18 protein-coding genes are annotated in these 20,083 nt (G+C 74.3%); 8 read left to right on the forward strand and 10 right to left on the reverse strand.

What is annotated here, in order from left to right; genetic code table 11:
• Together ACIA79_RS15750 and ACIA79_RS15755 are read left to right on the forward strand one after the other, a co-directional pair.
• Nucleotides 1-807 (forward strand): polysaccharide deacetylase family protein, encoded by an 807-nt coding sequence (locus ACIA79_RS15750; protein ID WP_399428890.1) that lies wholly within the window; start codon nucleotides 1-3, stop codon nucleotides 805-807.
• Between the two features lie 40 nt (nucleotides 808-847).
• Nucleotides 848-1,951, forward strand: a complete 1,104-nt coding sequence (locus ACIA79_RS15755; protein ID WP_399428801.1) for a DUF5925 domain-containing protein — start codon at nucleotides 848-850, stop codon at nucleotides 1,949-1,951.
• Between the two features lie 56 nt (nucleotides 1,952-2,007).
• Here ACIA79_RS15755 and ACIA79_RS15760 read toward each other — a convergent pair whose 3' ends face one another.
• Together ACIA79_RS15760 and ACIA79_RS15765 are read right to left on the reverse strand one after the other, a co-directional pair.
• Nucleotides 2,008-3,201 (reverse strand): hypothetical protein, encoded by a 1,194-nt coding sequence (locus ACIA79_RS15760; RefSeq protein ID WP_399428802.1) that lies wholly within the window; start codon nucleotides 3,199-3,201, stop codon nucleotides 2,008-2,010.
• Entirely contained in the window at nucleotides 3,198-3,845 is a 648-nt protein-coding gene (locus ACIA79_RS15765) for an RNA polymerase sigma factor (protein ID WP_399428803.1), read from the reverse strand. The genes ACIA79_RS15760 and ACIA79_RS15765 overlap by 4 nt, the downstream gene beginning before the upstream one ends.
• A 200-nt stretch (nucleotides 3,846-4,045) precedes the next feature.
• Between ACIA79_RS15765 and ACIA79_RS15770 the strand changes: the two genes are divergently transcribed.
• Nucleotides 4,046-4,423, forward strand: a complete 378-nt coding sequence (locus tag ACIA79_RS15770) for an antibiotic biosynthesis monooxygenase family protein (RefSeq protein ID WP_399428804.1) — start codon at nucleotides 4,046-4,048, stop codon at nucleotides 4,421-4,423.
• Nucleotides 4,424-4,449: 26 nt separating this feature from the next.
• On the opposite strand, the gene ACIA79_RS15775 is transcribed toward ACIA79_RS15770, so the two are convergent.
• Nucleotides 4,450-4,824, reverse strand: coding sequence for a GntR family transcriptional regulator (locus tag ACIA79_RS15775; protein WP_399428805.1), 375 nt, complete (start codon nucleotides 4,822-4,824; stop codon nucleotides 4,450-4,452).
• 72 nt (nucleotides 4,825-4,896) lie between these two features.
• Here ACIA79_RS15775 and ACIA79_RS15780 point away from each other — a divergent pair, with 72 nt between their 5' ends.
• Entirely contained in the window at nucleotides 4,897-5,820 is a 924-nt protein-coding gene (locus ACIA79_RS15780) for a GNAT family N-acetyltransferase (protein WP_399428806.1), read from the forward strand.
• The gene (locus ACIA79_RS15785; protein ID WP_399428807.1) at nucleotides 5,801-6,301 is read left to right on the forward strand and encodes a DUF402 domain-containing protein; all 501 of its coding nucleotides are present in this window, start codon (nucleotides 5,801-5,803) and stop codon (nucleotides 6,299-6,301) included. The genes ACIA79_RS15780 and ACIA79_RS15785 overlap by 20 nt, the downstream gene beginning before the upstream one ends.
• A gap of 84 nt (nucleotides 6,302-6,385) precedes the next feature.
• Here the strand turns inward: ACIA79_RS15785 and ACIA79_RS15790 are convergent, their stop codons facing one another.
• Genes ACIA79_RS15790 through ACIA79_RS15800 form a run of 3 tightly spaced genes read right to left on the reverse strand, consistent with a single transcriptional unit; the run spans nucleotide 6,386 to nucleotide 9,380 of the window.
• Complete coding sequence (locus ACIA79_RS15790; RefSeq protein WP_399428808.1) at nucleotides 6,386-7,882, reverse strand: tripartite tricarboxylate transporter permease; 1,497 nt, start codon at nucleotides 7,880-7,882, stop codon at nucleotides 6,386-6,388.
• Nucleotides 7,882-8,400, reverse strand: a complete 519-nt coding sequence (locus tag ACIA79_RS15795; RefSeq protein ID WP_399428810.1) for a tripartite tricarboxylate transporter TctB family protein — start codon at nucleotides 8,398-8,400, stop codon at nucleotides 7,882-7,884. The genes ACIA79_RS15790 and ACIA79_RS15795 overlap by 1 nt, the downstream gene beginning before the upstream one ends.
• Nucleotides 8,397-9,380 (reverse strand): Bug family tripartite tricarboxylate transporter substrate binding protein, encoded by a 984-nt coding sequence (locus ACIA79_RS15800; protein WP_399428811.1) that lies wholly within the window; start codon nucleotides 9,378-9,380, stop codon nucleotides 8,397-8,399. Before ACIA79_RS15800 ends, ACIA79_RS15795 begins: the two co-directional genes overlap by 4 nt.
• A gap of 125 nt (nucleotides 9,381-9,505) precedes the next feature.
• Here ACIA79_RS15800 and ACIA79_RS15805 point away from each other — a divergent pair, with 125 nt between their 5' ends.
• Nucleotides 9,506-10,174, forward strand: coding sequence for a response regulator (locus tag ACIA79_RS15805; RefSeq protein WP_399428812.1), 669 nt, complete (start codon nucleotides 9,506-9,508; stop codon nucleotides 10,172-10,174).
• Nucleotides 10,175-10,695: 521 nt separating this feature from the next.
• The gene (locus ACIA79_RS15810) at nucleotides 10,696-11,730 is read left to right on the forward strand and encodes a lytic polysaccharide monooxygenase (RefSeq protein WP_399428813.1); all 1,035 of its coding nucleotides are present in this window, start codon (nucleotides 10,696-10,698) and stop codon (nucleotides 11,728-11,730) included.
• 71 nt (nucleotides 11,731-11,801) lie between these two features.
• Here ACIA79_RS15810 and ACIA79_RS15815 read toward each other — a convergent pair whose 3' ends face one another.
• The 3 genes from ACIA79_RS15815 to ACIA79_RS15825 all read right to left on the reverse strand — a co-directional run bounded on the left by ACIA79_RS15815 (nucleotide 11,802) and on the right by ACIA79_RS15825 (nucleotide 17,465).
• A complete protein-coding gene (locus tag ACIA79_RS15815; protein WP_399428814.1) occupies nucleotides 11,802-12,665 on the reverse strand; it encodes an esterase/lipase family protein in 864 nt (287 codons plus the stop codon).
• Nucleotides 12,666-12,978: 313 nt separating this feature from the next.
• A complete protein-coding gene (locus tag ACIA79_RS15820) occupies nucleotides 12,979-13,938 on the reverse strand; it encodes a hypothetical protein (protein ID WP_399428815.1) in 960 nt (319 codons plus the stop codon).
• Entirely contained in the window at nucleotides 13,935-17,465 is a 3,531-nt protein-coding gene (locus ACIA79_RS15825) for a DNA polymerase III subunit alpha (RefSeq protein WP_399428816.1), read from the reverse strand. Before ACIA79_RS15825 ends, ACIA79_RS15820 begins: the two co-directional genes overlap by 4 nt.
• Before the next feature lie 141 nt (nucleotides 17,466-17,606).
• On the opposite strand from ACIA79_RS15825, the gene ACIA79_RS15830 reads away from it, so the two are divergent.
• Nucleotides 17,607-18,629: a DUF3533 domain-containing protein gene (locus ACIA79_RS15830; RefSeq protein ID WP_399428817.1), complete on the forward strand. Its 1,023-nt coding sequence runs from the start codon at nucleotides 17,607-17,609 to the stop codon at nucleotides 18,627-18,629.
• 179 nt (nucleotides 18,630-18,808) lie between these two features.
• Here ACIA79_RS15830 and ACIA79_RS15835 read toward each other — a convergent pair whose 3' ends face one another.
• A complete protein-coding gene (locus ACIA79_RS15835; protein ID WP_399428818.1) occupies nucleotides 18,809-19,894 on the reverse strand; it encodes a S1 family peptidase in 1,086 nt (361 codons plus the stop codon).
• Between the last annotated feature and the right edge of the window lie 189 nt (nucleotides 19,895-20,083).

Consider the following 20,083-nt stretch of genomic DNA (forward strand, 5'->3'; position numbering starts at 1 on the left):
ATGTACCACGCCGTCGGCCACCGGCCCGCGCGGGCGGCGTACGGGCTGTCCGTCGCGCCGGAGGCGTTCGCCGCGCAGATGGAGCTGCTCGGCGCACGCGGGTTCACCCCCGTCACGACGGCGCGTCTGGGCGGCGCCTGGCGGACCGGGGCGGCGCTGCCGGAGCGCCCCGTGCTGATCACCTTCGACGACGGGTACGAGGGCGTGCACCGGCACGCCCTGCCCGTCCTGGCCCGGTACGGCTTCACCGCCACCCTGTTCGTCTCGACGGGGTGGCTGCGGGGCGCGTACGACGAGGGCGGCGCGCTGGACACCATGCTCGACTGGGACCAGGTGCGCGAGCTCGCCGCCGCCGGGACGGAGATCGGCGGCCACACCCACACCCATCCGCAGCTGGACCAACTCGACGACCGGCGCCTGGCGTTCGAGACCCTACGATGCAGGGAGATCATCACCGGCGAACTCGGCACCGCGCCCGTCTCGTTCGCCTACCCCTACGGCTACTCCAGCCGCCGGGTGCGGCACGCGGTGCGGGCGGCCGGCTTCGCGCAGGCGCTCGCCGTGGGCAACGCGCTCGCCCGGCGGGCGCAGGGGCCGTACGCGCTGCGCCGGGTGACCGTGCGGCGCGCCACGGGCATCGAGGAGTTCGGGCGGCTCCTGGAGGGCGTGGCGATCGGCCGGTCCTTCGCCAAGGACCGGGCGCTCACCAAGGGGTACGCGGTGGTGCGCCGCGCCCGGTGGGCCGCCCGCCGGACCGGGGGCGTGCTGCGCGGCGTCCCGGAAGGGAGCGCACCGGCGCGCGCATAAACACCGTGCGGGGAGGACGCGCGTGGCAGATCATGGGCGCATGTCTGCCACGCCATCCCCGCCGCAGGACGCCCTGCCGATCCGGCTCACCGTCGACGACAGCGATTCCCCTTCCGATGTCCTCGACGCGCTGTTCCTCGGGCGCTTCGCGACGGGCGAGCAGCCGTACGCGCACGGCGTCACCATCGAGCGCGTACGGTCCGGCGCGACGCTCCTCCCGCCGGGGGCCGCGGTGCTGCGCGCCACCCGCGACGACGACCGCAGCGCGACCCTCGCCGAGGGCGACGGCTGGACACTGCTGGTCTCCCGCTGGAACCGCGGCGCGGACGTGACCGTGACCGCGGTCGACTCCGAACTGGCCGAACGGATCCTGAAGCAGGCGACGGACGGCGCGCAGGACGAGCCGGAACCGCAGCCGGACAACGTGACCATGGGCTTCTGGTACGTGTCCCCGCGCCGGGGCCCGCACCGCACGACACGGCAGATCGCCGCCGGGTCGTGGGACGAGGTGCGCCCCAACTACACGGCTCCGGTGGCGGAGGCGATGGACCGGCTGATGAAGGTCACGCCCGACGACATCGCGGGCCGGCTGCTGCTCCTGCACGGCCCTCCCGGCACCGGCAAGACCTCCGCGCTGCGCACGCTCGCCCGGTCGTGGCGGGACTGGTGCCAGGTGGACTGCGTGCTCGACCCGGAGCGGCTCTTCAACGACGTCGGCTACCTGATGGACATCGCGATCGGCGAGGACGACGGCACCGCGAAGGGCCGCTGGCGGCTGCTGCTCCTGGAGGACTGCGACGAGCTCATCCGCGGCGAGGCCAGGCACACGGCGGGCCAGGCCCTGTCGCGGCTGCTGAACCTGACGGACGGCCTGCTGGGGCAGGGCCGCAACGTCCTGGTGGGCGTCACCACGAACGAGGACCTGGAGCGGCTCCACCCGGCGGTGGTGCGCCCCGGCCGCTGCCTGGCCCGCATCGAGGTCGGTCGCCTGACGCGCGAGGAGTCGGTGGCGTGGCTCGGCACCGAGGAAGGTGTCGGCCGCGAGGGGGCGACCCTGGCGGAGCTGTTCGCCCTGCGCCGCGGCACCTCCCCCGCCGCGGTTCCCGACCAGGCCCGGGGCCGCGAGGCGGGTCTGTACCTCTGACCGGCCCGTGAGGTCCCGTCCGCCCGGGCGGGCGGACGGGACCTCACGGACTCGGCTCAGGGGGCCGTGTGGGACCACTCCGCCGCGCTCACCGTGCGGGAGGCGACCACCGTCCCGGGGCGCAGCGACGCGGGGGTGCCCGGGTCGGAGCGCACGAGTACGGTCTCGGCCGCCAGGGCCCTGGACGAGGCGGGGTCGAAGACCAGCCGCTCCTCCACCCGGCCCATGGGCGGCTGGAAGGCCGGCAGGGAGACCGCGGTGCCCTCGCGGCCCGCCTCGTCCTTCACGTGCTCCGTGACCTTCACCTTCGGCAGTCCGGCCAGCAGGCGGAAGGCGGCCGCGCGTGCGCCCGGCTCGGCCGGCAGGTCCAGGACGATGTCCCGGGCGGCGGCGAACAGCCGCCGGTTCAGCGTCCTCTCCTCGAGAAGCCTTCGGGCCTCCTCCGGCGAGAGGCCGCGGAGCTCGTCCAGCGGACCGATGTCGTACGCTTTGACGCCCTTGTCGTACCGGGGATGCAGCTTCTTCGACAGCAGTGCTTTCAGCTTCTCCGGCGAGTCGGGCAGCGCACGCACCTCCTCCAGCGGCAGCAGGGCCCTGCCGACGGGGAACATGGCCCCGTCGCCCGGTCCCCGTACGAGTTCCCGGGTGGAGTTCTCGCCCTTGACGACGGTCCGGCCGCCGGCCGTGTTGGCGAAGGTGGCGGGTGAACCGGCCTGCTTCCAGGCCGCCGTGTCCGCCGGCGTGAGCCCGCGGCAGCCCTGGCCCTCGACCGAGGTGGTGGTCCGCCCCCGCTTCCCGGCCGCGGTGTCCACCGTCACCGTCACCGTGTCCGTGCAGGTGAAGGCGAAGCGGGTCGGGAGCCCCTTGGCGACGACCACCTGCCGGTCGGTGCTGGTGGTCTGCCAGTAGCGCTTGCCGCCGGGCTGCCGGGCCGCCTGGTCCGCCGCGGCGGCCAGGAGGAAGGTGGGCGAGTCCGTGCGCGGGGGCGCCGCCTCGGGCTGCTGCGCCAGCGGTACCGCCACGGCGAGGGCCGCGGTGGCCGCCGCGCCCGCGAGCAGCGCCCGGCGGACCCGGGGCACGGGGCGGACACGGGCGGTGTGTTCGTCGGCCCGGCCGGTGCGGGACCGGTGTATCTCGCTCATCAGATGCCTCTCCATCGAAGACTTGCGGTCGGGGGGCAGCACCGGGTCGCCCGGCGGCGGCAGGAGCCGGCCGAGTTCTTCCTCGGGGGTGAGGGCGTCGTACGTCATCGGTGTGCCTTCCTCAGTGACCGGGCCACCAGGGGGTGGCCATCCCGTACCTGTCCGCGGGCGGCGGGCGGTTCCGTGTTCCGCCGCCCCGATCGTGCGCTCAGCTCCTCCGCGGAGAGCTTGAGCAGGCGCTTGCGTGCACGGGCGAGACGTGAGCGCACCGTGCCCACCGCGACGCCCAGCGCCTCGGCGGCCTCCGCGTAGCTCAGGCCGCTCCAGACGCACAGGGTGAAGACCTCCCGCTCGCCGCGCCGGAGACGGGCGAGGGCGCGCTGTGCCGCGGCGAGTTCGTCGGCGTCGTCGAGGCGCCCGGCCAGCTCATCCGCGAAGTCCGGCAGTGCCCGGCTCGCCGGCACACGCCGGAGGGCCGCCTCGTGCCGGCGTGCCGCGCGGGCCGTGTTGCGCAGCACGTTCGTGCAGATGCCGAACAGCCACGGCCGCAGCGGCTCCTCGGATTCGGGCCGGACGCCCTCGCGCAGTCGCCACGCCTCGAGGAAGACGAGGGAGGTGACGTCCTCGGCCGCTGCCCAGTCGCCCAGGACTCGCACGGCGTGCCGGTACACCGTCTGGCTGTGTTCGTCGAACAGGACCCGGAACGCCTCCGGGTCACCGGCCCTGATCCGGGCACGCAAGGAATGATTCACACTCGGACCTGTCCGCTCCCGCTGCGGGGTTCCGGTGACCCCGCTCACACCTGACGCGTCGACAGGCAATGGCAGCGGCCGGACCGGACGCCTTCGGTATCGTCCCCGGTACGGGGACCGCCCGGCCCCCGGCCGACCCTGCCGTACGGCGGTGGTTACCGGGCCTGCGCGGCGTCGGCACATCCGATCCGGGAGTTCCCATGACCGAGGACAGCCGGCAGGCCGACGCGACGCGGACGCCCGTCACCTTCATCAACATCTTCGAGATAGCAGCCGACCAGGTCGACGGGTTCGTCGCCCGGTGGGAGGAGCGCGCCGCGCTGATGAGCGCCAAACCGGGGTTCCTGGACTCCCGGCTGCACCGGGCGCGTTCGTCGGAGACCCGGTACCAGCTCGTCAACGTGTCGCACTGGGAGAGCCAGGAGGCGTGGGAAGCCGCCACCGCGGACGCCGGGTTCCAGGAGCGCACCCGCGCCGCGGCCGGGGACCCGCGCACGCCCGTCACGTCCAGCCCGGGCGTCTACGACGTCGCCGTCGAGTTCTCCGCGGTGACCCCGGAGGCGCGGCGCTCCCGCTGACCCCCGCCCGGCGGGATCGGCAGGGCCTAGTCGCCGTACGCCGCGCGCAGCGCGTCCGTCACCGCGGTGAGCGCGTCGGTCCGGGTGAGGCCCAGGCGGCGGGCCTCCGCGGCGTAGGCGGCGGCCGCCGAAGCGGCCTGGCGGGCCGCGGCGTCGGCCGCCGGGGCGACGAACGTGCCGCCCCGGCCGCGCGTCTCGATCACGCCGTCGGCCTCCAGCACCCGGTACGCCTTGGCGACCGTGTTCGCGGCGAGGCCCAGCTCCTCCGCGAGGCCCCGGACCGTCGGCAGCTTGTAGCCGACCGGCAGCCGCCCGGAGCGGGCCTGCTCCGAGATCTGGGCGCGCAGCTGTTCGTACGGGGCGGTGGAGGAGCCCGCGTCGATGGAGATCTTCAGGGTCACGGGCCCGATTCTCCCCCACCGCGCGGAAATTGGGAGGCGACGGGGCGGGGGGTCCGCGTAGCGTGCGGCACCATGACAGTGATCGTGCGTGATTTCCGGCCCCGGGACGCCGAGGCCGTGGCCCGGTCCCGGCGGGCGGCCGTCCCCTTCATGGCGGTGACGCCCCGCTCCGTCCTCTTCGACGTCGAGACGGCGAACCCCGCCAAGAAGCTCCGTCTGCTCGTCGCCGAGAAGGACGGCGAGATCATCGGCACGGTCTACGCCGGCATCGCGTACGACAGCAGCGAGCCCGGGCAGGCGTACGCGACCCCGCAGGTCGCCGCCGGCCACCGGGGCGCGGGCGCGGGCGGCCTGCTGCTGCGCGCCGCCGAGGAGCACCTGGCGGCCGAGGGCGCCACGACGGTCTACGCCTGGGTGATGGACGAACCGCGGAACCTGGAGTTCGCCGCGAAGCGCGGCTACCGCCCCACCCGCTCGGCGCACTTCCAGCGCCTGGACCTGGCGGGCGCCACCCTCCCCGAGCTCCCCGGCACGCTCCCGCCGGGTGTCGAACTGCGCACCGCGGCCGACTACCTGGCCGACCCGCGGCCGATGTTCGAGGCCGACGCGGAGGCGACCTCGGACGAGCCGAGCGACATCGGGACGGACTTCGACGACTACGAGGACTGGCTCGGCCACACCTGGAACAACCCGCTGCTGGACCACGGCCTGTCCAGCGTCGTCACCGTGGACGGCAAGGTGGCGGCCTTCACCGCCGCCTACACCGACGGCGGGACCACGTACGTCTCGGGCATGACCGGCACGCTGCGCGACCACCGCGGCCGGGGCCTGGCGAAGCTCGCGAAGACCGACTCGCTGCGCCGGGCCCGCGCCGCCGGGTACACCGACGCGTACACCAGCAACGACGGCGCCAACGAGCCGATGCTGGCGATCAACAAGTGGTTCGGTTACGAGATCTGCGGCACCGAGGTACGGCATGTCCGCACGCTCGGTTGACATCCGCCTGGTGAAGGCCGGGCGGACGAAGATCCGCTATCCCGCGGCGGTGGTCGCGGACGACGGCACCCGGCTGACCGTCCGCGCCCCGTGGGCGGCCGAGGGGGTGCGGGACTTCGGCTTCGTGCGGTTCGAGCCGGGTGACGTCTTCGTCGAGCACTACTGGCGGGACCGGTGGTACGCGGTGAAGGAGGTCCGGGCGGCGGACGGCTCCCTGAAGGGCTGGTACTGCGACATCACCCGGCCCGCCGTGGTCGACGCCGGCGCCGGTGAGGTGGTCGTCGAGGACCTGGACCTGGACCTGTGGGTGCCGGCGGACGGCGGCGACGTGCTGCGCCTGGACGAGGACGAGTTCACGGCGAGCGGCCTTGCGGAGCGGGACCCCGCCGCGGCGGCCGCCGCCCGGGAGGCGCTGGACACGCTGGAGGCCCTCGCCCGGCAGGGCCGCCTGCCGGGTGGTCAGGAGACCGGTTCGCGGTAGGGGACGCGGACGTCGGCCGTCCTCGCGGCGTCCGGCGACCGCGTGGCCGTACCGGTCGGGCATCGCCCGGTTCCTCCCCCCCGCTCATGACGGCGCGTGACGACGGCGGAGGAACACCTTCCGCAGCAGCGGCCAGGCCAGCAGCAGCACGATCACGGCGTACACGGTCACCGAGAACGGCGTGTCGGCCAGACCGGTGACGCTGCCGTCGCTGATCTGCAGCGCCCGGCGCAGCTGCTGCTCGGCGGCCGGGCCGAGGATCACGCCGATGACGGCCGGCAGCACCGGCAGGCCGTAGCGCCGCATCCCGAACCCGATGAGCCCGATGACCAGCAGGATGACCAGGTCGAGGGCCTCGCCGCCGACCGCGTACGCACCGGTCGCCGCGAAGAACAGGATGCCCGCGTACAGGTACGGGCGCGGCACGCGCAGCAGCTTGGCCCATACGGGCGCGAGCGGCAGGTTCAGCGCGAGCAGCAGCACCATGCCGACGAAGAGCGAGGCGATCAGGCCCCACACGAGCTCGGGTTCGCGTTCGAAGAGCAGGGGTCCCGGCTGGATGCCGTACTGCTGGAAGGCGGCGAGCATCACGGCGGCGACGGCCGTCGTGGGCAGGCCGAGGGTGAGCATCGACACGAGGGTGCCGGCCGCCGAGGCGGAGGCGGCCGCCTCGGGTCCGGCGACGCCTTCGATGGCGCCGCGACCGAACTCGTCCTTGTGCCGCGAGAGCCGCTTCTCGGTGACGTACGACAGGAAGGTGGGGATCTCCGCGCCGCCGGCGGGGATCGCACCGAACGGGAAGCCGATCAGCGGGCCGCGCAGCCACGGCTTCCAGGTGCGCCCGATGTCCTCCCGGGCCAGCCACGGCCGGCCGACGGGGATGGCGTCGCCGCCGGTGCGCCGCAGGTGGGCGGCGACCCACAGGGCCTCGCCGATCGCGAAGAGGCCGACCGCGACGATGACGACGTCGATGCCGTCGGCGAGCTGGAGCGAGCCGAAGGTGAGCCGCTGCTGGCCGGTCATCCCGTCGAGCCCGACGAGCCCGAGGGTGAGGCCGATGAGCAGCGAGGCGAGGCCCCGGATGCGGGAGGAGCCCAGGACCGACGTCACGGCGATGAACGCGAGCACCATGAGGGCGAAGTAGTCGGGCGCGCCGATGCCGACGGCCAGTCCGGCGACGACCGGGGCGAGCGCGACCAGCAGGACGGTGCCGATCAGGCCGCCGACGAAGTGGCCGCCGGCCGCGGCGGCGAGCGCCTGGGCGCCGCGGCCCGACTTCGCCATCGGGTTGCCTTCGATGGCGGCGACGACGGCGGCGCTCTCGCCGGGGGTGTTGAGCAGGATGGAGGTGGTGGAGCCGCCGAACATCGCGCCGTAGTAGATGCCCGCGAACATGATGAACGCGCCGGTCGGCTCCAGTCCGTAGGTGACGGGGAGCAGCAGGGCGACCGCCATGGCCGGGCCGATGCCGGGCAGGACGCCGATGGCCGTGCCGAGCAGCACCCCGAGAGCGGCCCACAGCAGGTTCATGGGGGTCAGGGCGGTGCCGAACCCGTCGAGGAGTGAGGAGAAGGCATCCATCAGAGCACTCCCATCAGCGGGCCGCCGGGGAGCGGGACGCCGAGCAGGTTGTTGAAGACGACGTAGGTGACGAGGGAGAGGGCGGCCGCGATCAGCGGGTCCCGGCCGGGTCGGCGGCTGCCGAGCGCGTACGCGGAGCCCCAGAAGAGCAGCGCGCCGGAGACCGGGAAGCCGAGCGGTCCGATGAGGACGGCGGTGGCCAGGAACACGCCGGCGAGCAGCAGGACCGTGCGCCGGTCGGCGGGCTCGGACAGGTCGATGTCCTCGCCGCCTTCGGCTTGGCCGCGGCCGCCGCGCAGGACGTCGACGGCGAGGAGGACGGCGACGGCGAGGAGGCCGGTGCCGACGACGAGGGGGACGGTCCTGGGGCCGACGGGGCCGCGCTGGGTGATGTCCACGTCCATGGTGAGCGCGTCCGTCAGGACGAGGACGCCGAGGGCCAGGAGCAGCAGGCTGACGCCGAGTTCGGAGTGGTCGCGCAGCCAGGAGCGGCGGCTTTCGGTGACGGGTGGGTTCACAGTCCCAGCTCCTTCAGGACGGAGTCGACGCGTTCGTCCTGGGCGTCGAGGAAGGCGCCGAAGGCGTCCCCGGCGAGAAAGGCGTCGTTCCAGCCGTTCTTCTTCAGCGATGCCTGCCACTGCGCGGAGTCGCGCAGTGCGGTGACGAGGCCGATGAGCTTGTCGCGCTCGGCGGCGGACAGGCCCGGTGGGGCGACGATGCCGCGCCAGTTGGTGAACTCGGTGTCGAGGCCCGCTTCGCGCAGGGTGGGTGCGTCCAGGCCGGGGACGCGCCGCGGCCCGGTGACGGCCAGCAGGCGCAGCTCGCCGGCCTCGATCTGGTCGAGGTACTCGCCGACGCCGGAGACGCCGAAGGCGACCTTGTTGCCGAGGATGGAGGCGAGCAGTTCACCGCCGCCGTCGTAGGGGACGTAGTTGACCTCCTTCGGGGCGATGCCGGCGGCCTGCGCCATCAGCATGGGCGCGAGGTGGTCGGGCCCGCCGGGCGAGGAGCCGCCGCCGACGGGCAGCCGGGCGGGGTTCTTCCGCCAGGCGGCGAGCAGGTCCTGGATGGTCCGGTACGGGGAGTGCTTGCCGACGACGACGATGTCCTGCTCCTCGGTGAGCCGGGCGATCGGGGTGGTGTCGGCGAGGGTCGCGGGCGTCCTGTTGGTGTGGACCGCTCCGACGACGCCGAGGCCCATGGACATGGCGAGCCGGCCGTTGCCGTGTTCGCCGACGAGCCGGGTCAGGCCGACGGTGCCGCCGGCGCCGGGCAGGTTGAAGACCTCGACGCCGTGGGTGAGGCCGGCGTCCTCGGCGTCCTCGGCCGCGGTGCGGGCGGTGATGTCGTACCCGCCACCGGGGGTGTTGGGCACCATGAGGCGTAGGCCGGGGATCTGCGTGCCGGTGCCGGAGCCGCTGCCGGGGGTGAGCAGCGGCGGCCCGGCGAGCAGCAGCAGCGCCGCTCCGAGCGGGGCGAGGAGGGTGCGCAATCGCACGGGTCCGCCTTTCGTACGGGCGTATCTGTGAGGTGGCCCACATGTTGCCCGTGCGTTAAGAAGCTGTCTCCCTTCCGCAATCAACGGACGTTGTGGTCGTTGTGGTCGCGACCTAGCGTGGCGCCGTGACGAAGGTGCTGGTGGTGGACGACGACTTCATGGTCGCGAAGCTGCACAGCCGCTATGTGTCCGCGGTGGACGGTTTCACGGTCGTCGGGGTGGCGCACAGCGGCGCCGAGGCGCTGCGTGCGGCCGGGGCCCTGCACCCCGACCTGCTCCTGCTGGACATCTACCTGCCCGACATGGACGGGATCGGTGTGCTGCGCTCCCTGCGGGCGGCGGGGCACGGCGTCGACGCGCTGTTCATCACGGCCGCCCGGGACGCGGGCACGATCCGCTCGGCGCTGCGCGCCGGGGCCCTGCACTACCTGATCAAGCCGTTCGACCGGGCGGCGCTGCGGGAGCAGCTGCTGCACGTGGCGTCGCTGCGCTCGCGCCTGGACGGGCTGGACGAGGCGCGGCAGGAGGACGTCGACCAGATCTTCGGCACCCGCCCGCCGGGCTCGCGCGAGCTGCCGAAGGGCCTGGCGGTGCACACCGCGGAGCTGGTGGACCGCATCCTGCGGGAGCACCCCTCGGGCCTGTCGGCCACGGAGTGCGCCCGGGCCGGCTCGCTGTCCCGCGTGAGCGCCCGGCGGTACCTGGAGTACTTCGCGGAGACGGGCCGCGCGGAAGTCACCCTCCGCTACGGCGGCACGGGCCGGCCGGAGCGGCGCTACCGCGGGGTGGGCTGAGCGGGGCGGTCAGTTGGTCCGGTGCCTGCGCGTGGACCCTCACCTCACTCAGCGAAGAACAACAGTTGCCGCAGAGCAACCGTCCCGCAGGCCGGGGACCCCACGCAACCACCCCGGCCCGCTCCCCCGCGGCGGGACGCCGTGGCGACGGGCGCCTGCCCCCGGAACAAGGGGAATCGCCCTCTTAGGACCGCCGGGGAGCGAGCCCAACATCCACATGGTGCACAGCGCCGAGCGACGGCCCACGGGCGCGGCGGACCGGCGGTGGTGCCGCCCCGCGCAGCGCGAGGACCACCCGGGAAGCGTCTACCTGAGGGGCCTCTTAGCGCTTCCTTAAACGCAGCATAAGGATCGCCGCCGGCCGCCTCCGGCCGGCGGATTCGGGCTTCCGGCGGGCTAGTTTGCTGGTCACCGGGACTGGTCCGGACCGTCGGCGCCGAAGCCGGGGGGCTGCGCCGCCCCTTCCGGCCCCCGTCCCGCAACCCCCCACTCTGCACTTCCCGTCGAAGGAGAACGCCATCATGACCGCTCGCCGCACGGCAGCCGCCGCCGTCGCCCTGGGCATCGCGCCGCTCGCGCTGACCGGACTGGCCACCGCTCCGGCCGCCGCGCACGGGACGATGACGGACCCCGTCAGCCGGGTGTCCGCCTGTTACGCCGAGGGGCCCGAGAGCCCCGACTCGGCGGCCTGCAAGGCGGCGCTGGCGGCCAGCGGTCCGCAGGCGTTCTACGACTGGAACGAGGTGAACATCGCCAACGCCGCCGGGAAGCACAAGGAGCTCATCCCCGACGGCAAGCTGTGCAGCGCGAACCGCGACAAGTACAAGGGCCTCGACCTGCCCCGCGGTGACTGGCCGTCCTCGCCGCTCGCGGCCGGCAAGCACACCTTCCGCTACAAGGCGACCGCGCCGCACAGGGGTTCCTTCGAGCTGTACCTCACCAAGGACGGCTACGACCCGTCCAAGCCGCTGAAGTGGTCGGACCTGGAGGCGAAGCCGTTCGCGAAGGTCACCGACCCGAAGCTGGAGAACGGGGCGTACGTCTTCGACGGCGTCGTCCCGGCGCGGTCCGGCCGCCACCTGGTCTACTCGATCTGGCAGCGCTCGGACTCGCCGGAGGCGTTCTACACCTGCTCCGACGTGGTCTTCGGCAAGGACAACGGACAGGCGGGCGGCGCCCCGGCGCCGACCGCGTCGGCCCCCAGCGACGAGCAGATCGCGGACGGCGCGGACCAGTCGACGGTGGACCACGGCGGACACGGCGGTGACGACCACGCCGGGCAGCCGCCGCAGGGCGGGGCGGCCCCGGCCGGCCCGAAGGCGGCGGAGCCGCTGCGGGACACGGACACCACCGGGGCGAACGCGCCCGCGGCGCACGGTGCGGGCACCCCCGCGCCCGCCGCGGCGGCGGCCGGCGACAACCTCGCGGAGACCGGTGGCAACGGCATGACGCCGTACGTCGCGGCCGGTGGCGCGGCCGTCCTGGCAGCCGGTGCCGCGCTGCTGTTCGGCACGGCGCGCCGCAGGGCCGCCGCGGGCGGGCGGCACGGCCGCTGACGACCGTCGGTGCCGGGGTCCGCGCGGAGGCGGGCCCCGGCACCGTCATGCCGGCCCGGGGCGCCGGTCCGTCAGCCGACGACCGAGGCGCACGTCGTCGGTGTCGCGTGCGCCGGGTCGAGCGCGTTGACGACCTCGTGGTACGCGATCCGGTCGACCAGCCCGATCGCCACATGCTCGGAGAGGTCCAGCGGGCACAGGTCCTGCAGCAGCACGTTGCGGACGCCGGGGCCGTCGAGGAACTGGGACCGGTACGGGGTGACGACCTGGTCGTACCGGGTGGCGATGACGGTGTAGCGGACGCCGGGGACGGTGTCGCCGCCCTCGTTGAGCTTGCGCAGGAACGGCGAGCCGGCCACCTGGTCGGCGAGGGCCGGGGTCTTCTCGTCCAGCAGGTCCGCCGCGCCGGGGAAGTACGGCAGCAGCCTGGTGAGGCCGAGCAGCGTGGTGCCGTGGTTGTCGGGGGCGAGGCCGACAAGTGCGTTCACCTCGTCGGCGCCGCCGAGGAACTTGAGGTAGTAGCGGGGCATCATGCCGCCCTGCGAGTGGCCGACGAGGTCGGTCTCGGCGGCGCCGGTCGCGGCGAGGACCTTGTCGACGAACGCGTCGAGCTGTTCGGCCGACTTCTCGATGGGGCCGAGGCCGTGGAACAGCGGCACGCCGGGCAGTTGCCCGTAGTCGAGGGAGAAGACGCAGTAGCCGCGCTTGACCAGGTAGGGCGCCAGGGCGAGCCAGTTGTCGACGGAATTGGCGAAGGTGCCGTGGACGAGGACGACCGGCCGGGGGTGTGCGGCGGACGGCTTGCAGGACCAGTTGTTCCAGCCGCTGCTGGGGGCGGTGGCATGGGCGGTGCCCACGGGGGCGAGGGTCGCGGCGGCGGCGAGGGCCAGGACGGCGAGCGCTCTGAAGGCTCGCCGTAGGCGTGAGGGCAGCATCGAGTGGTCTCCCTGCGGCTCAAGGAATGGGTGGGGCGTCGGCGGGACGCCCCGTGGCCCGGACCACTCATGGGGTGGCGCGGCATGGGGGTTGCCGCGCTCATGCCAAGTTACGTACGGGTAGCGCGCAGAGGGAAGTTACGCGTCGGTAAAAAGAAGCGGAGCCACCGCCTCGTCCGGGAACCCGCCCCGCGCCGCCCCGGCCCGGGCGGAGCACCGCCTCGTCCGGGAACCCGCCCCGCGCCGCCCGAGCTTCCCCGGGAGCCCGGGCCGCCCCGGCTTCCCGCGGAGCCCCGCGCCCGCGCCGGACCTCCTACGCCGCCAGCGAGCCGGGGCCGATGACCCCCGGGCCGAAGCGGGCGCGGGCCCGGTCCGCCACCGCCTCCAGTCGCCGGGCCTTTTCGTCCGCCGGGTCGAACGAGAGCTGGTGCGCGGCCTGTTCGGCGGGCATCAGCCCCTCGGCGCGCAGCGCCAGGGCCCGCACTCGGGCACGCTGGAGCCCGAGCGCCTCGTGCAGCGCGTACGCGGTGGCGGCCAGGTCCGCCGAGTGGGCGGTCGGCTCGCGCAGGGCACGGGTCCGGACGGTGGCGGACCGGTCGGCGTACCGCACGGTCAGCGTCAGTGAGCGGCACACCTGCTCCTCGCCCCGCATCCGCGCGCCCAGCTCCCCGGCGAGGGACAGCAGGGCGCGCCGGTGCCGGTCCCGGTCCAGCTCGTCGCGGTCGAAGGCCCGTTCGGCGGCGACCGACCGGGAGGCGGCGTTCGGGACGACGGCCGTACGGTCGATGCCCCGCGCCCGCTCCCACACCTCGCGCCCGGCCCGCGCGCCCAGGATCCGCTGGAGCACGGCGAGCGGCGCGGCGGCGACGCGCCCGGCGGAGTCGAGCCCGTACGAGCAGAGCGTCCGCGCGGTGGCGGGCCCGACGCCGTACAGCGCGGCGACCGGCTTGTCGCGCAGGAACGCCTCCGGGTCGTCGACCACCAGGGTCCTGCCGGGCGCCGCGTCCCGCGCCGCCATGCGGGCGAGCAGCGGGTTGGGGCCCGCCCCGATGGCGCACTCCACGCCGTACAGGGCGAGCGCCCTGACCCGGATCACGGCGGCCAGCTCGGCGGGGCCGCGCCCGAAGTACCGTACGGCGCCGCGCACGTCGGCGAGCGCGGCGTCCGGCGGGGCCGCCTCGACAACGGGGGTGAACCCGCCGAGCAGGCCCACCAGGTGCGGAAGCAGGGCCTCGTGCATCGGCTCCAGCCGGAATCGTACGTAGAGGATCATCCCGCGCTCCCCTGGCTCTGGTGCCACAGTTTCTTCGGTACCGCCGTTCCCTCGCCCGCCGGACGGAGGTCCGCCCAGGGGTTCATCCGGAACCCGGTGGGCATGGTGATCCGGCGTCCGTCGTCCGCCGGGGCCGCCGGCTCACCGCCCGGCATCGGCTCGGCCAGCCGTGCCGCCACCGCGTCCAGACCGCCCTCGCGCCGCAGCTCCACCAGTTCGGCGAGGTTCCAGGCGGCCGAGGCGACCACGCTGTAGCTGCGCGGGCCGCGCCGCTGCACCACACCGCGCACCAGCAGCAGCCAGGAGTGGAAGACGGTGTGCGCGCACCGCTCGTGGCTGTCGTCGAAGAAGGCCAGGTCGACCAGGCCCGTCCCGTCGTCGAGGGTGGTGAAGATGACGCGCCTGCCGGACCGGATGGGCGGGGTCTGGGTGGCCGCCTTGGCGCCCGCGACCAGCACGGTCTGCCCGTTCCGGACGGTCCGCAACTGCTGGGCGGAGACCACGCCGAGCTCCGCCAGGAAGGCGTGGTGGTCGCTCATCAGGTTGCGCGAGGCGTCCATGGACAGCACGCCCAGCTCGGCGCTGAGCCGTTCGGCGTCGTCCAGGTCCGGCAGCCCGATGGGCGCGGACCTCCGGCCGCCCGCGAGCGGGAGCTGGTCGCCGTACGCACCGGACCCGCGCTGCATGCGGTGGAGTTCGGCGAGGTGCAGCAGCAGGTCGCGGCGGTTGCCGCCGAACGCGTCGAGCGCGCCGACCTGGGCGAGCCGTTCGGCGACGGGACGGCTGGGCCTGGCCCGCTCCCAGAAGTCCAGCAGCGAGGCGTACGGCCGGCCGGCCTCGATCCGCGCGGCCTCCGCCTCACTGATGCCGTGGACGTCGGAGAGCGCCAGCCGCAGGCCCCACTTCCCCAGCGAACCGGACACCAGTTCGATCCTGTGTGCGACCCCCGATCGGTTCACGTCCACCGGCAGCACGGGCACCCCGCGCCGCCGCGCGTCCGCCAGCAGCAGCCGCTTGGGGTACATGCCGGGATCGTGGGTGAGCAACCCCGCGTAGAAGGCGGCCGGGTGATGCGCCTTCAGCCACGCGGACTGGTACGTCGGGACGGCGAAGGCGACGGCGTGCGCCTTGCAGAAGCCGTAACTGCCGAACGCCTCCACGATCTCCCACGTCCGCGCGACCACGTCGTCCGCGTACCCCTTCGCCTTCGCGTGCCGGCCGAACCAGACCTTGATGCGGCTCTGCGACTCGGGGTCGGACAGCCCGCGCCGTACCGCGTCGGCCTCCTCGCGGCCGCAGCCGGTCATGATGTCGAGGATCTTGATGATCTGCTCGTGGAAGACGACGACTCCGTACGTCTCCTTCAGCGCGTCCTCGAGGTCGGGGTGCGGATAGCGGGCCGGCGCGCGGCCGTGCCGGGCCTCGATGAACGGCCGCACCATGTCGGCCGCGACCGGTCCCGGGCGGAAGAGCGAGATGTCCACGACCAGGTCGTGGAAGGTGGCCGGCTGGAGCCGGCCGACCAGGTCGCGCTGGCCCGGCGACTCGATCTGGAAGCAGCCGAGCGTCTCGGCCGACTGGATCAGCCGGTACGTGGCGGGGTCGCCGGGGCGCACCTGCCGCGGGTCGTCGAGGTCGACCACGTCGCCGGTCGCCCGCTCGATCTCGGCGACCGCGTGCGCCATCGCCGACTGCATCCGTACGCCGAGGACGTCGAGCTTGAGCAGTCCCAGCTCCTCCACGTCGTCCTTGTCGAACTGGGACATCGGGAAGCTCTCGCCGCTGGTCGGCACCACCGGGGTGCGCCGCAGCAGCGAGGCGTCGGAGAGCAGCACCCCGCACGGGTGCATGGCGACGCCGCGCGGCAGCGCGTCCAGCGCCTCGACCAGCTCCCACAGCTTCCCGTACCGCTCCTTCTCACCGGCGAGCGCGCGCAGCTCGGGCAGTTCGTCCAGCGCGGCGCGGGCGTCCCGGGCGCGGATGTGCGGGAAGGACTTGGCGATGCGGTCGATCTCGGCCGGGTCCATGGACAGGGCTGCGCCCACGTCCCGTACCGCATGGCGCACCCGGTACGTCTCGGGCATGGCGACGGCGGCCACGCGCTCGGGGCCGAAGCGGCCGAGGATCGCGCGGTACACCTCCAGGCGCCGCGCGGACTCCACGTCGATGTCGATGTCGGGCAGCACGGGCCGCCGTACGGACAGGAAGCGCTCCATCAGCAGGTCCTGCTCGACGGGGTCGGCGTGGGCGATGCCGAGGAGGTGGTTGACCAGGGACCCGGCGCCGGAGCCGCGCGCGGCCACGCGGATGCCCATGGCCCGGGTGTCGTCGACGACCTGGGCGACGGTGAGGAAGTACGTGGCGAAGCCGAGCCGCTCGATGGTGCGCAGCTCGTCCTCCAGCCGGGTCCAGTACGCCCGCTTCCGGTCGTGGCCGCGCAGCACCATCCCGGCGGCGCAGCGCGAGCGCAGCACCCGCTCGGCGGTGCGCCGGTCCGCGCCGACCAGGTGCGCCTCGGGGAAGTGCACGGTGCCGATGCCCAGGTCGTCCTCGGGGTCGACCCGGCACGCGGCGGCGGTCTCCTCGGTCAGGGCGAGGAGCCGGTGCGCGGTGTCGCGGCCCAGCCCGGCGGCCTCGGCGACCCGCTCGGCGTTCGCCGCCATCGCGGCCGGGTCCTTCAGCCAGCGCTCACCGCTGTCGAGACCCTTGCGCGGGTCGATGGGGACCAGGCGGCGCGCCGCGTCGAGGACGTCGGCGACCGGTCCGAGGCCGGGGTCGGCGTACCGCACGGCGTTGGTGAGCACGGCCCGCACGCCCTGTTCGGCGGCGAAGCCGAGGGTGCGCGCGGCCTGCCGCAGGGAGCCGGGGCCGGTGCCGGTGCGGCCGTGGTGGACGACCTCCAGGCGCAGGCCGGTGCCGTACACCTCGCGCCAGAGGGCGAGGAGCCGGGCCGCGCGGTCGGGCCGGCCGGCGGCGAGGGCGCGGCCGACGTCGGAGTCGGGGCCGAGGAGGACGGTCACGTCGTCGCCGTGGTTGTCCGCCCAGGAGAGCAGCGGCGATCCGCTCCCGGCACCGGACGCGGCGCCTCTCCCGGGGCGCGCGCCGGCACCCGTCCCCGCGGTGCCTTCCGGTCCGGTCGCGCCCGTGGTGGCCTCGGCGGCGTGCGCCGCGGTGATCAGCCGGCACAGGGTGGCCCAGCCCTCCCGGGAGCGGGCCAGGTAGAGCGCGCGGGGCGCGGACTCGTCGACGAAGGCGCCGCCGCGCACGGGGGTGCGGCGCCGCCCGGTGGGTGCCCCGTCCTCCCGCCCCGGGCTGTCGACGGCGAGGTCGACCCCGAAGAGCGGCCGGACGCCCTCCTTGGCGCAGGCCGTGGCGAACCGGACCGCGCCCGCGACGGTGTCGCGGTCGGTCAGGGCGACGGCCTCCATGCCGCGCTCGGCGGCGCGCGCCGCCAGCCGCTCCGGGTGGGACGCCCCGTACCGCAGGGAGAAGCCCGAAACGGTGTGCAGATGCGTGAAGCCTGGCACCCGCACCTCCTGGATCAATCCGGTCTCACCTCCCCCACTACCACCATAGACCAAGTTCGAACGCGTGTACGACACGAAGGGCATCCGCCATTCGGACCGTCCCCACCTGCGCGAACACGGCCCGCCCCGGAGCGTGGGGGCATGAGGTTCGCCGACGAGGTCAAGAACGCCGTCACCCCCCGGGCCGCGCTGCTGGTCATCGGCGTACTCGCCCTGCAGCTGCTGTTCATCGCCTCCTACGTGGGCGCGCTGCACCACCCGAGACCCACGGACGTCCCCTTCGGCGTGGTGGCTCCCGGCCCCGCCGCCGACCGGACCGCCGACCGGCTGGCGAAGCTGCCCGGCGACCCGCTCGACCCCCGCGTGGTGCGGGACGCGGCCGCCGCCCGCAGGCTGATCATGGAACGGGAGATCGACGGGGCCCTGCTCGTCGACCCCCGGGGCACCACCGACACCCTGCTGGTCGCCTCGGGCGGCGGCGCCGCCCTCGCCAACGCCCTGACGACGATCACCACCGGGGCCGAGCAGGCCCAGCGGCGCACGGTGCGGACCGTCGACGTGGCCGCGGCCTCGCGCGAGGACTTCAACGGCCTGTCGGCGTTCTACCTCGTCGTGGGATGGTGCGTGGGCGGCTACCTCTGCGCGTCGATCCTGGCGATCAGCGCGGGCTCACGGCCCTCGAGCCCGCAGCGCGCGGTCATCCGGCTCACCGTCATCGCGCTCTCGGCGATCGCCGGGGGCCTCGGCGGCGCGCTGATCGTCGGCCCGCTCCTCGGCGCCCTGCCCGGCAGCGTGGCCGCCCTGTGGGGCCTGGGCGCCCTGGTGGTCTTCGCGGTGGGCGCGGCCACCCTCGCGCTCCAGGCGCTCACCGGCGTCGTGGGCATCGGCCTGGCGGTCCTGCTGATCGTGATCGCCGGCAATCCGAGCGCCGGCGGCGCCTTCCCCGGCCCGATGCTCCCCGGCTTCTGGCGGACGATCGGGCCCGGCCTGCCGCCGGGCGCGGGCACGTGGGCGGCGCGCTCGATCGCGTACTTCAAGGGGAACGCGATCTCCGGCTCGATGCAGGTGCTCGCCATCTGGGCGGTGATCGGCACCGCGGTCACCCTGGTGGCGTCCTCGCTGCACCGGCGCGACGGGCCCCGGCCGGCCGGGGCCCGCAGCTGAACCCGGACCCGGCCCCGCATCAGGACCCGGATCCGTGATCAGGACCCGGACCCGCACCTGAACCCGGACCCGCATCAGGGCCAGGACCCGTATCAGGGCCTGGGGACGACAAGGCTCCGGGCCGCCACCAAGCCGGCCCGGAGCTGCTTGTGCGGGGCTCGTCCGGCGAGCCCGCGGGGTCAGCCGATCTGCGCGCCGAAGGCTTCCAGCGCCTCCGGGACCGGCTGGAAGAAGGTCACCCCGCCCGAGGTGCAGTCACCGCTGCCGCCCGAGGTCAGGCCGATGGCGGTGTCGCCCGCGAAGAGCGCGCCGCCGCTGTCGCCCGGCTCGGCGCAGACCGTGGTCTGGATCAGGCCCTCGACGACCTGGCCGCTGCCGTAGTTCACGGTGGCGTTCAGACCGGTGACCTCGCCGTCGTGCACCTGGGTGGTCGAGCCGCTGCGGGTCACCTTCATGCCGACGGTCGCCTCGCCCGCCTTGGTGATCTGCTGCGTGCTGCCGTTGTACAGGTCGACCTCGCTCGGGTGCGCGGTGTCGCCGTCGTACTTGACCAGGGCGAAGTCGTTGCCCGGGAACCGCGAGTCGACCATCGTGCCGATCGCCGCGCCGCCCTGGGTCTCGGACCACTGGCTGTCGGCCTCACCGCAGTGGCCGGCGGTGATGAAGTGGGGCTGTCCGTCCTTGACGACGTTGAAGCCCAGCGAGCAGCGCCCGCCACCGCTGTGGATGGCGTCACCGCCCGCGATGAACGGCCGGAACACCCCGGCGGCACGCCTGAGTTCCGCCTTCCCGCCCAGGTTCTTCACGACCTGGGTGAGCTTGTCGAAGGACGTCCCTTGGACCGTGCGGTCGGCCGTGACGACCACCTTGTTGGTCACCGGGTCGACGGCCCACGAGGTGCCGGGCATGGTCGCCCGGGTCTTCAGGGTCTGCCGCGCCTGGGTGAGCTCGGCCAGGCTGTGCTCGACGATTCTCGCCCGGCCGCCGGCCTCGCGCACGGCGTCGGCCGCGGTCTCGTCGACCACGTTGACCACGAGGGCGCGCGACGTCACGTCGTAGTACGCGCCGGCCGCGTCACCGCCGAGCCGCTCCGCGAGCGTCGAGGCGAGACTTCCGGCCGCGGTCGCCGACAGCGCCTTCACCGCGGGCTCGGGCTTCTCCTCGCTCGCGCTCGCGGTCTGGAACGTGATGCCCGCTCCCAGCAGGGCCACCGCGGCTCCGCCGGCCAGCGCCGCACGCCTTTTGGGTATGCGCCGGTGCTTCAACTTCGACCTCCTGTGGGGGCCGTATCAGGACAAGTGGGGTGCCCTGACACGGAGGATGGGCGTTCACTATCCCGATACCGACCGGTAGCACACAAGGTCGACTTCAGGACGCGCACGCGACCTTCACTCCACACCCCCCGCGCGCGCACGCCGGTAAGGCGACAAAGCGACCCCCACGGACCGCCCCTG

Source organism: Streptomyces sp. NPDC051310, assembly GCF_044455245.1.
Lineage (GTDB): Bacteria > Actinomycetota > Actinomycetes > Streptomycetales > Streptomycetaceae > Streptomyces.